Source organism: Pseudomonas sp. BP01, assembly GCF_022760795.1.
GTDB lineage: Bacteria > Pseudomonadota > Gammaproteobacteria > Pseudomonadales > Pseudomonadaceae > Aquipseudomonas > Aquipseudomonas putida_Q.
This window is the reverse complement of sequence record NZ_JAFBKA010000018.1, coordinates 52,013-65,748: the sequence shown is the minus strand read 5'-3', so window position 1 is coordinate 65,748 and position 13,736 is coordinate 52,013. Positions and strand designations below refer to the sequence as shown.

Sequence of the window (13,736 nt, the reverse complement as noted above, 5' to 3'; positions counted from 1 at the left end):
GTTCACACCTTAGCCACGAGCGGGCGACCCAGCAGGCCTTGTGGGCGGAAGATAAGGATCATCACCAGCAGCGAGAAGCTGAACACGTCCTTGTAGTCGGAGTTGATCAGGCCAGAGAACAGCGACTCGGAAATACCCAGGATGATGCCGCCAAGCATGGCGCCAGGCAGCGAGCCGATACCACCGAGCACTGCGGCGGTGAACGCCTTGATGCCGATGATGAAGCCGGCGTAGAAGTCGAAGGTGCCGTAGTTCATGGTGATCAACACACCGGCCAGGGCGGCCATTACCGCACCGATGACAAACACGTAGGAAATCACCCGGTCGGTGTTGATGCCCAGGATCGAGGCCATCTTGCGGTCTTGCTGGGTGGCACGGCACATGCGGCCGAGCTTGGTGTACTTGATCACGTAGGTGAGCAGGCCCATGCCCACGAAGGCGGCGATCAGGATGAAGATCTTGGTGTAGGTCAGTTGCACGAAGCCGGTGCCGACTTCGACACGCAAAGCCCCTTCAAGCAGGGTGGGCACGCCTTGCTGGCGGGCGCCCTGGCTGATCTGTGCGTAGTTCTGCAGGATCAGCGAGATGCCGATGGCACTGATCAGCGGCGCCAGGCGGGTGGAGTTACGCAGGGGTTTGTAGGCGATGCGTTCGATGGTGAACCCATAGACGCCCGTGACGACGACGGTGAACAACAGCGTACCCAACATCAGTAGCGGGAACGACTCGACGCCGAAGTAGGCCAGCAATGCCAGGCTGATTGCCGCGAGGTACGCGGAAATCATATACACCTCGCCGTGCGCGAAGTTGATCATGCCGATAATGCCATAGACCATTGTGTAGCCGATGGCGATCAGGCCATAGACCGACCCGAGGGTCAGGCCGTTGACCAGTTGCTGCAGGAAAATACCATCCATAACGCAATCTCACCTGATGGAGATTGCACGAGCGCCGACCACAGCAGGCCACGGATAAAGCGGCCCCCGCAGTGCAGAACCGTGCAGATCTCCGAATAAAGACAGGTACCGCAGGGGCTTGGGCCCGAGCATCAGCCCGGGCCGTGGGCCGTTATTATTTTTGTTTTTCCAGCTGGTGGTACTTACCGTCTTTGTCCCACTGGTAGACCACGTAGTCGGACACGGTCAGGTCACCCTTGCTGTCCCACTTCTTCTCGCCCATGACGGTCTTGACCGGGTTGGCCTTCAGCCACTTGGCCGCGTCTTCGCCCTTGTTCGACTTGGCGCCGTTGAACGCAGCGGCCAAGGCTTCCAGCGAGGCGTAGGCGTACAGGGTGTAGCCTTCAGGTTCGGTACCGGCCTTGCGGAACTCTTCCACCACCGCCTTGCTGTCTGGCAGCAGGCGCGGGTCGGCGCCGAAGGTCATGTACACGCCATCGACGTACTGCGCGCCGCCAGCGGTAGACACCAGTTCGTCGGTGACGATGCCATCATCGGACATGAACTTGACGTCCTTCAGGCCCTGCTCGCGCAGCTGGCGTACCAGCGGGCCGGCCTCTGGGTGCAGGCCGCCGAAGTAGACAACGTCGGCACCGGTGGAGCGGATTTTGGTAACCACGGCGCTGAAGTCTTTCTCGCCACGGGTCAGGCCTTCATACAGCACCGGCTTCACGCCGCGCTTCTCAAGCTGCGCCTTGGTCGCATCGGCCAGGCCCTGGCCGTAGGTGTCCTTGTCGTGCAGCACCGCGACTTTCTTGCCCTTGAGCACGTCGACGATGTAGTCACCGGCCACGATGCCCTGCTGGTCGTCACGGCCGCACATGCGGAACATCGCGCTGAGGCCGCGCTCGGTCACTTGTGGGTTGGTAGAGCCCGGAGTAATGGCGATGATGCCCGCTTCGTCATACACCTCGGACGCCGGAATGGTGTTGGAAGAACAGAAGTGGCCCACTACGCCGATCACCTTGTCCTGATCGGCCAGGCGGTTGGCTACCGCCACGGCCTGCTTCGGTTCGCAGGCATCGTCGCCTTTGACCAGGACGATTTTCTCGCCGTTGACGCCACCGGCTGCGTTGATCTTGTCGGCCGCTGCCTGCGCACCTTTCATGTACTGCTCGCCAAACGCCGCGTTAGCCCCGGTCATTGGGCCCGCTACACCGATCTTGACGTCGGCCTGAACATACGAAGAAACACCCAGGGCCGTAGCGACGGCCAGTGCCAGGAAACCTTTCTTGTAAAACGTCTGCGACATGAGGTGGTGCTCCTAGAGTTTTTTTTGGTTGGCACTACAACTTCTCAACCCTGTGCTCAGAGCAAGGGCCGTGCCATAGGTTTTGTCTTCCGGGAAAACACACTGCGCAGGTGCACTGCAGGCGACCGACGGCCTTTTCTTTATTGAGCGTGCAACCGTCTGCCGCGCGGCAGGCGCCACCACACGTACAGACAAGGAGCAACCGCCATGTGCCATCATTGCAACCCTGGCAAGTGTTTACGTGCAACCGCCCTGTAACAGCGGACGTCACCGAAGTGCACACCGCTGGTGCGCGACTGCTACAGGCGGCACCGTTTGAAGGCTAGCCGGTGCACAGAAAAACACCTCTGTTTTGGCTGTTCCGGCCTCTTCGCGGGCTCGCCCGCTCCCACAGGTATGGCGCTCACCTGTGTCTCAGCGGGGTCCCTGTGGGAGCGGGCGAGCCCGCGAAGAGGCCGGAACAGCCACACAAGGTGTAAAAGGCTGGCACAATGTCGGCCATTCGCCGCTTCCGGAGCCCCCTTGATGAGCGAAAGCGCATTCGCCGAGCGCATCGTGCACAACCTGCTCGACACCGACTTCTACAAACTCACCATGATGCAGGGTGTGCTGCACAACTACCCGGACGCCGACGTCGAATGGGAATTCCGCTGCCGCAACGGCGAGGACCTGCGCCCTTACCTGGGCGATATCCGCCACCAGCTCGAACTGCTCAGCGACCTCACCCTGGATGATGGCCAGCTGGCCTTCCTCGAACGCATCAGCTTCCTGAAGCCCGACTTCCTGCGCTTTCTGCGCCTGTTCCGCTTCAACCTTCGGTACGTGCGTATCGGCATTGAAAACGACCAGCTGTTCCTGCGCCTGAAAGGCCCGTGGCTGCATGTGATCCTGTTCGAAGTCCCGCTGCTGGCCATCATCAGCGAAGTGCGCAACCGCCATCTGCACCCGCACATGCGCCTGGCCGAAGCGCGCGACCAGCTGTACCGCAAGTTCGACTGGCTGCGTGCGCATGCCAGCGATGACGAACTGGCCGAACTGCAGGTAGCCGACTTCGGCACCCGTCGGCGTTTTTCCAGCCGTGTCCAGGAAGACGTGGTGCGGGTGCTACGCGACGACTTCCCGGCCCGCTTCGTCGGCACCAGCAACGTCGACCTGGCATGGAAACTGGATATCAAGCCGCTGGGCACCATGGCCCATGAATGGATCATGGCCCACCAGCAGCTCGGCCCACGGCTGATCGACAGCCAGATCGCCGCACTGGACTGCTGGGTGCGCGAGTACCGCGGCCTGCTTGGCATTGCCCTGACCGACTGCATCACCATGGATGCGTTCCTCGGCGATTTCGACCTGTACTTCGCCAAGCTCTTCGACGGCCTGCGCCACGACTCGGGCGAGCCGGTGGCCTGGGCGGAGAAAGCCATTGCCCATTACCAGAAGCTGGGTATCGACCCGATGACCAAAACCCTGGTGTTTTCCGACGGCCTCAACCTGACCCGCTCGCTGGAGATCTTCCGTGCCCTGCGTGGTCGCATCAACGTCAGCTTTGGCATCGGCACCAACCTGACATGTGACATACCGGGTGTGGCCCCGATGAGCATCGTGCTTAAAATGACCGACTGTAACGGCGCGCCGGTGGCCAAGATCTCGGACGAAGCCGCCAAGACCCAGTGCCGTGACGAGAACTTCGTCGCCTACATGCGCCACGTATTCAAAGTCCCCAGCAAGGAGTAACCCATGCAAGCGGTTCAGCAAGAGATTGCCCAGGCGCTGAAGGTACAGCCGCCGTTCGCCGACGCTACCGCGCTTGAGGCCGAAGTCGCCCGGCGTGTGGCGTTCATCAAGGACTGCCTGGCCAACGCCCGGCTCAAGACCCTGGTGCTGGGCATCAGCGGCGGTGTCGACTCGCTGACTGCCGCCCTGCTCGCCCAGCGCGCCGTGAATGAACTGCGCGCCGAAACCGGCGACAAGGCCTACACCTTCATTGCCGTGCGCCTGCCCTACCAGGTGCAGCATGACGAACATGACGCCCAGGCCTGCCTGGACGTGATCAAGGCCGATGAAGTGCACACGGTGGATATCGCCCCGGCGGTGCGTGCATTGGCCGCTGAAGTGGAGGCGTTGAAGAACGGCTCGCCGACGTTGGTGGACTTTGTGGTGGGCAACGTCAAGGCACGTACCCGCATGGTTGCCCAGTACACCATCGCCGGCGCCCGCGCGGGCCTGGTGATCGGTACCGACCACGCCGCCGAGGCGGTGATGGGCTTCTTTACCAAGTTTGGTGATGGTGCCTGCGACCTGGCGCCGCTGAGCGGGCTGGTGAAGAACCAGGTACGGGCCATTGCGCGCAGCTTTGGCGCACCAGAGGCACTGGTGGAGAAGGTGCCGACTGCCGACCTTGAGGACCTGGAGCCGGGCAAACCGGACGAAGCGTCCCATGGCGTGACCTACCAGCAGATCGACGCTTTCCTGCATGGGTTGCCGGTTGATCAGGCGGCGTTCGATATCATCGTTGCTACCTACCGCAAGACCCAGCACAAGCGCGAACTGCCGTTCGCCCCGTAAAAGCTTCGCGGGCACGCCCGCTCCCACAGGATTGTCACTGCCCTTGAAAACAGTGATTAACCTGTGGGAGCGGGCGTGCCCGCGAATAGGCCCGAGAGGCCTACACAGCTGTCATTACTTGACGACGACCTTGCCTTTCATCATCGAGATGTGGCCCGGGAAGGTGCAGAAGAAGCTGTAGTCACCACCGGCTTCCAGCTTGGAAGTGTCGAACTTCACTTCGGTCTCTTTTTCCGGTGCGCCGATCATCGCAGTGTGGGCGATGATGTTGGCGTTATCTTCCTTCAGGTAGCCCTTTTCAATGCCCTGGGTCATGCCTTCAGTGGCAATGGCCTGCATGTCGGCAGTCTTGCTGATCACCAGGTTGTGGCCCATGACGTTCTTCGGCAGGTTGCCGGAGTGGGTCAGTTTGACGGTGAATTCCTTGCAGCTCTTGTCGACGGTGAATTCCTTGGTGGTATAGGACATCTGGTCCGTCGATTCGACAGTCACCGAACATTCGGCTGCAAAGACAGAGGCGCTGGCGAGGGTCAGCAGGGATACCGCTACAGCTTTCGCAAACATCATGAATCTCCTTGGCAGGGTTTTATCAATTGCGAGACTGCCTGAAACCGTTCGGCCCCTTTCTGATATGAGTCAAGGGGGCGTCAAGAGGCCAGCCAGTAGAATTGTTCAATGGATTGTATACAACCAATCTAAGAGCACATCATGCCCTTTTACTAGACGATGGGACAACCTCTCATTTAGGAGCAATACCAAATGCCCATCTCTGCCTTCATTAACAGCCTGCTCGCCGCCTATGCCCACGGGGCCACGGGTGCCATCTGCGAATTCTCCCGCCCGGAATGAACACGGCCTTGGAAGCGACGGGCATGCGCCGTACCCTGTCCACCTGAGTGACAGGAGATGAGCAATGCCCGTACGTTCCGTTTGTGTGTTCTGCGGCGCCAGCATCGGCGCCAACCCTGCCTACCGTGAAGCCGCCATCGCACTTGGCCAGGCCATAGCGCGTCGCGGCCTGACCCTGGTCTATGGCGGCGGTGCGGTCGGCCTGATGGGCACCGTGGCCGACGCGGCCATGGCGGCCGGTGGCGAAGTGATCGGGATCATCCCCGAAAGCCTGATGAACGCCGAAATCGGCCACAAGGGCCTCAGCCGCCTGGAAGTGGTCGACGGCATGCATGCACGCAAGGCACGCATGGCCGAGCTGAGCGATGCCTTCATCGCCCTGCCGGGTGGGCTGGGTACGCTGGAAGAATTGTTCGAAGTCTGGACCTGGGGGCAACTGGGCTATCACGCCAAGCCGTTGGGGCTGCTGGATGTGAACGGCTTCTACGCGAAGCTGGGCGGGTTCCTCGACCATATCGTCGAAGAAGGTTTTGTGCGGCCGCAGCATCGGGCGATGTTGCTGCTGGGGCAGCAGCCGGACGCGCTGCTGGACGGGATGGACCGCTTTGTGGCGCCGGTGGTGCCAAAGTGGGTCGGCAAGCAGCCTGACTAAACCCGATACAGGGGCTGCTATGCAGCCCAATCGCCGGCAAGCCAGCTCCCACAGAGATTGCACAAAGCCCAAAGCTTGCGCTGTCACTGTGGGAGCTGGCTTGCCGGCAATTGGGCCGCAAAGCGGCCCCCGAAATCAGCGCGGAATAACGGGCTGACGCGGCTTCTTGTTACCCTTGCCGCCCTTGGCTGCTTCCTTGCGTTCCTTGGCCGCCTGCTGGTTACGCGCAAACGCCTCGGCCTTGGCCTTCTCACGCTTGTCCCACGGCTTGCTGCCATCGCTGCCACGCGGCGGCAGGCCGGTGTGCTGGGTGAGGATCTTCTGCTCCTTGCCCACTTTATGGCTGCCCGCTGGCGTCGAGTTCTTGCGGCGCGCGCTCTGGTACGTGTCGGATTGCGGCTGGTGCAACGGGATCAGCTGGTGCTTGCCCGGCCCAATCAGGTCGGCGCGGCCCATACGCTCCAGGGCTTCACGCAGCATCGGCCAGCCCTTCGGGTCGTGGTAGCGCAAAAACGCCTTGTGCAGGCGGCGTTGCTCGTCGCTCTTGACGATCTCAACCCCTTCACTCTTGTAGGTCACCTTGCGCAGCGGGTTCTTGCCCGAGTGGTACATGGCCGTGGCCGAGGCCATCGGCGACGGGTAGAACGCCTGTACCTGGTCGGCGCGGAAGCCGTTGCCTTTCAGCCACAGGGCCAGGTTCATCATGTCTTCGTCGGTGGTGCCCGGGTGCGCGGCGATGAAGTACGGGATCAGGTACTGCTCCTTGCCCGCCTCTTTCGAGTACTTCTCGAACATACGCTTGAAGCGGTCGTACGAGCCGATACCCGGCTTCATCATCTTGTCCAGCGGGCCACGCTCGGTGTGCTCCGGGGCAATCTTCAGGTAGCCGCCCACGTGGTGGGTAACCAGTTCCTTGACGTACTCCGGTGACTCCACGGCCAAGTCATAGCGCAGGCCCGAGGCGATCAGGATCTTCTTCACACCTGGCAGGGCACGGGCCTTGCGGTACAGCTCGATCAGCGAGCTGTGGTCGGTGTTGAGGTTTTCGCAGATACCCGGGAACACGCACGACGGCTTGCGGCAGTGCTTCTCGATTTCATGGCTCTTGCAGGCGATGCGGTACATGTTGGCGGTTGGCCCGCCAAGGTCGGAGACCACGCCGGTGAAGCCCGGCACCTTGTCGCGCATTTCTTCGATCTCGTGCAGGATCGACTCGTGCGAGCGGTTCTGGATGATGCGGCCTTCGTGCTCGGTGATCGAGCAGAAGGTACAGCCACCGAAGCAGCCACGCATGATATTCACCGAGAAACGGATCATCTCGTAGGCCGGGATGCGCTCCTTGCCATAGGCCGGGTGCGGCACACGGGCGTAAGGCATGCCGAACACGTAGTCCATTTCTTCGGTGGTCATGGGGATGGGTGGCGGGTTGAACCACACATCCACTTCGCCATGCTTCTGCACCAGGGCGCGGGCGTTGCCCGGGTTGGTCTCCAGGTGCAGCACGCGGTTGGCGTGGGCATAGAGCACCGGGTCGTTACGCACCTTTTCGAACGAAGGCAGGCGGATTACCGACTTTTCCCGGGTCACGGCCGGGCTGTCGAGAATCTGCACCACCTTGGCTTCGTTCGGGTCTTCCTGGTCGCCCTTGGCCTGCTCGATGGCGCAGGCCTGGGTGTCCTGGGTGTTCACGTACGGGTTAATGATCTTGTCGACCCGGCCTGGGCGGTCGATACGGGTGGAGTCGATCTCGTACCAGCCCTGCGGGGTGTCACGGCGCACGAACGCGGTGCCGCGGATGTCAGTGATGCTCTCGATCGTCTCGCCACTGGCCAGGCGCTGGGCCACCTCGACCACCGCACGCTCGGCGTTGCCGAACAGCAGGATGTCAGCGCTGGCATCGATCAGGATCGAGTGACGCACCTTGTCCTGCCAGTAGTCGTAGTGGGCGATGCGGCGCAGCGAAGCCTCGATGCCGCCGAGTACGATCGGCACATGCTTGTAGGCTTCCTTGCAGCGCTGGCTGTACACCAGGCTGGCGCGGTCCGGACGGCTGCCTGCCAGGCCACCAGGGGTATAGGCATCGTCGGAACGGATCTTCTTGTCGGCGGTGTAGCGGTTGATCATGGAGTCCATGTTGCCCGCGGCCACGCCGAAGAACAGGTTCGGCTCGCCAAGCTTCATGAAGTCGTCTTTCGACTGCCAGTTCGGCTGGGCGATGATACCTACGCGAAAGCCCTGGGCTTCCAGCAGGCGGCCGATGATGGCCATGCCGAACGACGGATGGTCGACGTAGGCATCACCGGTCACGATGATGATGTCGCAGGAATCCCAGCCGAGCAGATCCATCTCCTGCCTGCTCATTGGCAGGAAAGGTGCTGGCCCGAAGCATTCGGCCCAGTACTTGGGATAGTCGTAGAGTGGTTTGGCTGCTTGCATGTCAGTGACCGGTTCTGGTGTGCAGGGAAATCGCGGGCGCGGAATATAGCACAAATTTTGACCAAATCCGACTGTCTTCGTGGGGATTGGTGGGTTGGGCGACGGTTGGGTGAAAGCTGCCAGGTGCTTGGCTTGGGGCTTGTAGTGGAGTCGCAAGTTGTCCGACACAGCAGTTTCAGCGCCTGTGAGATCGAGCGCCGCGCGGGCGGCGCTCGATCTCACAGGCGCTGAAACTGTTGTGTCGAATACATGGCGGCCTTCATGCAGCCTGAAGGCCAACCCCTCACTGCTTCATGCCCAACTCCGCATCATCCATCAGCGCCTTGGCCATCGCACTCAGGTAATGGGCAGCCCAGATCATCATCGGCTTTTCATCCATCAGCCCGGTGATGGTCAATTCGCGCACATAGCCCATCAACTCTGAAGACTGCTCGCGGGCATCTCTGCACGGGATACCGGGCTCGATGCGGAACAATGGATGAGTGCCGTTCTCGCCCTGATAGAACGTGGTCTTACCGACAGTACATTGGGTGTCTTCTGTTGTCATTGTTCAATCCCCTGAAATTTCTCTAAAACCTGGGCCGGCCCTTTCGCGGGCACGCCCGCTCCCACAGGTACTGTGCAAGCCTGAAAGCTGTGGTGATCCTGTGGGAGCGGGTTCACCCGCGAAAGGGCCCGGCCAGGCGCAATATCAATCAAGCCTTACGGTGGGCATTCGGCCTGAGTAGAGCTGTGTTCAAGGAAAGGGGATTGAGGGGTGGATCGGGGACAATCTTGAGCATGGTGTAATCTCGTCTGATTCCGAAATGGACCACCACGACATCACTTGCATTTGATGGGTGGCGGCTACGTACGGGTCTGCAAGACCGGACAGACGAACCGGCAGATCCGAGGATCTCCCGCACGCAGCCACCATTAACCGAGATTGCCGAGTTACGGCAATCCGGAAAGCGGTACTAAATCGTCTGCGGGCTTGCAGGCCCGGTCGCTGTTTTTCCAACGACAGGGCGAGACTAGGCCGCCCAGAAAACCACCGCAATGGTGTAAAGGCCGTAGGAAGCTATTTCAGAAATGGCCTACGCGCAACGGGAAAAATCTGATTATGTCCTGCCAAACAGCGCCAGCCGGATACATTTCCAAACTCTTGGCAGGCAGACAACCGGCCGGACTTGTTGAAAGATACGCCCTTCAAGCAACACACCATTCCACAGCCTCTCCAGCCAATCAGGCCCCGCATCCACCTCCTGCAGAACGCACGCAAGGCATATGCATATCTATCAAGGAATCATCGCAGCTCTGAGCGCAACACTAGTCTTGAAAGTCGCGACCGTCGTACCAGCCCTGATCCTGGCTGACATCATCGACAACCTGTCCACATCGGCCTCGTCTTCATTCACTCTGCTCGGTGCCTTCATATGCCTTGTCGCGCTACAAGCCTCGTTGACCCCTTTGCAAGCCTGGTGCCTGGCGCGCCTCTGCCAAGAACGCGTGAAGCAGCTTTCGATGCGTTGGTGCCGAGGGTTGCTGGACAAACGCTTCGAGGCTTATGGACAACTCCATGGCGGGACCTTGGTAAAGGTACTGGATAGAGGAATAACGGCCCAGGAGCGATGGCTAGGCTTTCTGATTGGCTCAGCATGGCCGGTACTGGCCGAAGCGGTGGTGCTGGTCACACTGTTCGCATACCTCGGGGCTACTTCGGTATTAATCGGCCTCATCCCCTTGAGCTTGGCATATCTATGGGCCAACGATCGCCTGGTACGCTGGCGTAGGCCTCATATCGAGGCAGTAAACTCGCGAGAGGATGAACTGGCGGAACAATGGGTGGATACCTTCGCCAGCGCGGCAACGGTCAAACTGGAAAGGGCTGAGGATGCGGCGATGCTCCCGGTTAACCAGACACTCTCGGACTACGCCGATTCGGCAGTGCGGGTAGCCCGCAGTGGGGGTTGGCTTCAGGGCTTGCGTACCCTGTTCATTGGCCTGGGCAGTGGGGGTTTGCTGTTGTGGGGCATCCATGATCAATCCCAGGCAACACCGCATCTGAGCCTGGGCGAGCTTGTTGCCCTCTTTACGCTGGTGAGTGGGTTGCTCGCAGGCGTTGCACAACTGGCGGAAGCTTGGCGGGTACTCGACCAGTTCCGGCTCGACAAACGCAAGCTCGAACACTGGCTCCAACTCCCTGTGTTCGGCCCGACAGACTCCATGGAGGCAGAGCCCTTGGATGAACACGCAGGGCTTCGCATCACCCCCTGCCAACTCAGCGCTCGAAACGCGCTGCAACTGCTGATCGATGAGCCCTTGGTAATACGGGCAGGAGAACGAGTCGCGCTGGTTGGGCCCAGCGGGTCTGGTAAGTCGACACTTCTGCATGCGCTGGCAGGAACGGTATTCCAGTTGCGCAAGCACGTTCACTTGTATGGCAGAAGCCTGGCTGCGCTTGAGGGGTGTGAGCAGTTCAGCCGTTTACGGCTCTGCCCTCAGGATGCGCATTTCATACCCGGCCCCCTGCCCCGCGCAGTGCTGTTCGAACATGCTCATGATCGCGCTCAGATCGAACAATGGCTTGAACGACTGGGCTTGAGCAAAGACTGGTACGAACTTGATCTGGATGCTCGCGCAGAATCCATTTCGGGTGGAGAGGCGCGCAGGCTGACGTTGCTGCGGGTACTTAACCAGCCTGGCGAATTCAATTTCTTTGACGAACCTACAAGCGGCCTGGACGCCGGATCGGCAGAGCAGACCTGGGATCTTCTGTTCGAAACATTCCAAGGAAAGGGGCTGATCTGCGTTACTCATGATCAGAGTGCCCTGCCGCGATTTGACCGGGTAATCACGATGAGCGAAGGGCGGGTCGTCTGTCAGAGCTGAACAGAGCTAAAAGCCATGATCCTTTAATCGGGGCCGCTTTGCGGCCCATCGCCGGCAAGCCGGGCTCCCACAGGTACGGTGCAAAGCTTAAAACTTACGCCGTACCTGTGGGAGCCTGGCTTGCCGGCGATGGGCGGCGCAGCAGCCCCAAAAGCCTTGAACCAGTTACGACTTACCGGCGTTACTCGTCATCGTCGAAGTTGTACATGCCCGGCGCAAGGTTCTCGAAGCGGGTGTACTTGCCGATAAACGCCAAGCGCACGAAGCCAATGGGGCCGTTACGCTGTTTACCGATGATGATTTCGGCCACGCCCTTGTGCTCGGTCTCGGGGTGGTACACCTCGTCCCGGTACACGAACATGATCACGTCGGCGTCCTGCTCGATTGCACCCGATTCACGCAAGTCGGAGTTCACCGGGCGTTTGTTGGGGCGCTGTTCCAGGGAGCGGTTCAGCTGCGACAGGGCAATGACCGGGCAGTTGAACTCCTTGGCCAGGGCCTTGAGCGAGCGGGAGATTTCGGAAATTTCGTTGGTGCGGTTGTCACCGGAAGAGCCCGGGATCTGCATCAGCTGCAGGTAGTCGACCATGATCATGCCGATTTCACCGTGCTCACGCGCCAGGCGACGCGTGCGCGCACGCATTTCCGACGGGCTGATGCCGGCGGTATCGTCGATGAACAGCTTGCGGTCGTTGAGCAGGTTGACTGCGGAGGTAAGCCGCGGCCAGTCGTCGTCGTCCAGCTGGCCGGAACGCACCTTGGTCTGGTCGATACGGCCCAGGGACGACAGCATACGCATGATCAGCGATTCACCTGGCATCTCGAGGGAGAACACCAGCACCGCCTTTTCGCTGCGCAGCACGGCGTTTTCCACCAGGTTCATGGCGAAGGTGGTTTTACCCATCGACGGACGGCCGGCGACGATGATCAAGTCGGCTGCCTGCAGGCCGCTGGTTTTCTCGTCCAGGTCGGTGTAGCCGGTAGAAATACCGGTGATATCACTGTCGGAGTTGAACAGCGTATCGATGCGGTCGATGGCCATGGTCAACAGCTCGTTGACGCCTACCGGGCCGCCGGTCTTTGGACGTGCCTCGGCGATCTGGAAGATCTGCCGCTCGGCATCGTCCAGAATCTCTGCAGCGTTGCGCCCCTGCGGGTTGAACGCGTTGTCGGCAATGTCCGTGCTGATGCTGATCAGCTGGCGCAGTGTGGCCCGTTCGCGAATGATCGCGGCGTAGGCCTTGATGTTGGCCACCGACGGGGTGTTCTTGGCCAGTTCAGCCAGGTAAGCCAGGCCGCCTACCTGCGAGGACAGGCCTTCCTTGTCCAGCTGCTCGTGCAGGGTCACCACGTCAAATGGCTGGTTGGCATCGGCCAACTTGTGCACGGCGCGGAAGATCAGCCGGTGGTCATGCCGGTAGAAATCGCCGTCCGACACCTGGTCCAGCACTCGCTCCCAGGCCTCGTTGTCCAGCATCAGGCCACCGAGCACAGCCTGTTCGGCCTCGATGGAATGCGGCGGCACCTTCAGGGCGGCGGTTTGCAGGTCTAGCTGTTCGGAGGTGGTGATCTCGTTCATGGCCACGAAATAATTCTGGAGGATGAAAAAGACAAAGGGCACGGCCTGTACTAAACAGGACCGTGCCCGATGTTAACCGCCTGACCCGCAAGGAGCCAGCCAGTTAGCGCAGCTTAGGCAGCTACGACGACCACGCGTACGGTGGCTTCAACGTCGCTGTGCAGGTGCACGGCTACGTCGTATTCGCCAACCTGACGGATGGTGCCGTTCGGCAGACGAACTTCAGCTTTGGCCACTTCAACGCCGGAGGCGGTCAGGGCGTCAGCGATGTCGTGGGTGCCGATCGAACCGAACAGCTTGCCTTCGTCGCCAGCGGTGGCAGTGATGGTCACTTCCAGCTCGGCCAGTTGGGCAGCGCGGCTTTCAGCCGACGATTTACGGTCAGCAGCTGCTTTTTCCAGCTCGGCGCGACGCTCTTCGAACGCAGCCAGGTTGGCGGCGTTGGCAACGGTGGCCTTGCCGAATGGCAGCAGGAAGTTACGGCCGTAACCAGCCTTAACTTTTACTTTGTCGCCCAGGTTGCCCAGGTTAGCGACTTTTTCCAGCAGGATCAGTTCCATTTGGTAAAACCTCTTAACT

Annotated in this window: 11 protein-coding genes; 4 read left to right on the top strand and 7 right to left on the bottom strand. The window is 60.5% G+C overall.

Annotated elements, in window-relative coordinates:
* Nucleotides 1-2 precede the first annotated feature (2 nt).
* A complete protein-coding gene (locus JOY50_RS17395) occupies nt 3-917 on the bottom strand; it encodes an ABC transporter permease subunit (RefSeq protein WP_016489422.1) in 915 nt (304 codons plus the stop codon).
* Between the two features lie 154 nt (nt 918-1,071).
* Nucleotides 1,072-2,208, bottom strand: coding sequence for a branched-chain amino acid ABC transporter substrate-binding protein (locus tag JOY50_RS17390; RefSeq protein ID WP_025752459.1), 1,137 nt, complete (start codon nt 2,206-2,208; stop codon nt 1,072-1,074).
* Between the two features lie 525 nt (nt 2,209-2,733).
* Here JOY50_RS17390 and pncB point away from each other — a divergent pair.
* Both pncB and nadE read left to right on the top strand, forming a co-directional pair.
* The gene (gene pncB, locus JOY50_RS17385; protein WP_132844088.1) at nt 2,734-3,939 is read left to right on the top strand and encodes a nicotinate phosphoribosyltransferase; all 1,206 of its coding nucleotides are present in this window, start codon (nt 2,734-2,736) and stop codon (nt 3,937-3,939) included.
* A gap of 3 nt (nt 3,940-3,942) precedes the next feature.
* A complete protein-coding gene (nadE, locus tag JOY50_RS17380) occupies nt 3,943-4,770 on the top strand; it encodes an ammonia-dependent NAD(+) synthetase (RefSeq protein WP_132844085.1) in 828 nt (275 codons plus the stop codon).
* Nucleotides 4,771-4,884: 114 nt separating this feature from the next.
* Here nadE and azu read toward each other — a convergent pair whose 3' ends face one another.
* Nucleotides 4,885-5,334 (bottom strand): azurin, encoded by a 450-nt coding sequence (gene azu, locus JOY50_RS17375; RefSeq protein ID WP_132844083.1) that lies wholly within the window; start codon nt 5,332-5,334, stop codon nt 4,885-4,887.
* 349 nt (nt 5,335-5,683) lie between these two features.
* Between azu and JOY50_RS17370 the strand changes: the two genes are divergently transcribed.
* Nucleotides 5,684-6,271 (top strand): TIGR00730 family Rossman fold protein, encoded by a 588-nt coding sequence (locus tag JOY50_RS17370; protein WP_243055574.1) that lies wholly within the window; start codon nt 5,684-5,686, stop codon nt 6,269-6,271.
* A gap of 135 nt (nt 6,272-6,406) precedes the next feature.
* Here JOY50_RS17370 and JOY50_RS17365 read toward each other — a convergent pair whose 3' ends face one another.
* On the bottom strand, nt 6,407-8,707 hold the full coding sequence (locus tag JOY50_RS17365) for a YgiQ family radical SAM protein (protein WP_132845019.1): 2,301 nt from the start codon (nt 8,705-8,707) through the stop codon (nt 6,407-6,409).
* A gap of 283 nt (nt 8,708-8,990) precedes the next feature.
* On the bottom strand, nt 8,991-9,254 hold the full coding sequence (locus JOY50_RS17360; RefSeq protein WP_243055573.1) for a DUF3077 domain-containing protein: 264 nt from the start codon (nt 9,252-9,254) through the stop codon (nt 8,991-8,993).
* A 719-nt stretch (nt 9,255-9,973) separates the two neighbouring features.
* On the opposite strand from JOY50_RS17360, the gene JOY50_RS17355 reads away from it, so the two are divergent.
* A complete protein-coding gene (locus JOY50_RS17355; RefSeq protein ID WP_243055572.1) occupies nt 9,974-11,578 on the top strand; it encodes an ATP-binding cassette domain-containing protein in 1,605 nt (534 codons plus the stop codon).
* A 181-nt stretch (nt 11,579-11,759) separates the two neighbouring features.
* Here the strand turns inward: JOY50_RS17355 and dnaB are convergent, their stop codons facing one another.
* A complete protein-coding gene (dnaB, locus tag JOY50_RS17350) occupies nt 11,760-13,157 on the bottom strand; it encodes a replicative DNA helicase (protein WP_019471349.1) in 1,398 nt (465 codons plus the stop codon).
* Nucleotides 13,158-13,270: 113 nt separating this feature from the next.
* A complete protein-coding gene (gene rplI / locus JOY50_RS17345; protein ID WP_012316464.1) occupies nt 13,271-13,717 on the bottom strand; it encodes a 50S ribosomal protein L9 in 447 nt (148 codons plus the stop codon).
* Nucleotides 13,718-13,736: the final 19 nt, after the last annotated feature.

What these genes read in the sequence shown, in the direction of transcription:
- nadE (WP_132844085.1), top strand. Translation starts at nt 3,943, where the DNA reads ATGCAAGCGGTTCAGCAAGAGATTGCCCAGGCGCTGAAGGTACAGCCG.
- JOY50_RS17390 (WP_025752459.1), bottom strand. Translation starts at nt 2,208, where the DNA reads ATGTCGCAGACGTTTTACAAGAAAGGTTTCCTGGCACTGGCCGTCGCT.
- dnaB (WP_019471349.1), bottom strand. Translation starts at nt 13,157, where the DNA reads ATGAACGAGATCACCACCTCCGAACAGCTAGACCTGCAAACCGCCGCC.
- JOY50_RS17365 (WP_132845019.1), bottom strand. Translation starts at nt 8,707, where the DNA reads ATGCAAGCAGCCAAACCACTCTACGACTATCCCAAGTACTGGGCCGAA.
- JOY50_RS17370 (WP_243055574.1), top strand. Translation starts at nt 5,684, where the DNA reads ATGCCCGTACGTTCCGTTTGTGTGTTCTGCGGCGCCAGCATCGGCGCC.
- azu (WP_132844083.1), bottom strand. Translation starts at nt 5,334, where the DNA reads ATGTTTGCGAAAGCTGTAGCGGTATCCCTGCTGACCCTCGCCAGCGCC.
- rplI (WP_012316464.1), bottom strand. Translation starts at nt 13,717, where the DNA reads ATGGAACTGATCCTGCTGGAAAAAGTCGCTAACCTGGGCAACCTGGGC.
- JOY50_RS17360 (WP_243055573.1), bottom strand. Translation starts at nt 9,254, where the DNA reads ATGACAACAGAAGACACCCAATGTACTGTCGGTAAGACCACGTTCTAT.
- pncB (WP_132844088.1), top strand. Translation starts at nt 2,734, where the DNA reads ATGAGCGAAAGCGCATTCGCCGAGCGCATCGTGCACAACCTGCTCGAC.
- JOY50_RS17355 (WP_243055572.1), top strand. Translation starts at nt 9,974, where the DNA reads ATGCATATCTATCAAGGAATCATCGCAGCTCTGAGCGCAACACTAGTC.
- JOY50_RS17395 (WP_016489422.1), bottom strand. Translation starts at nt 917, where the DNA reads ATGGATGGTATTTTCCTGCAGCAACTGGTCAACGGCCTGACCCTCGGG.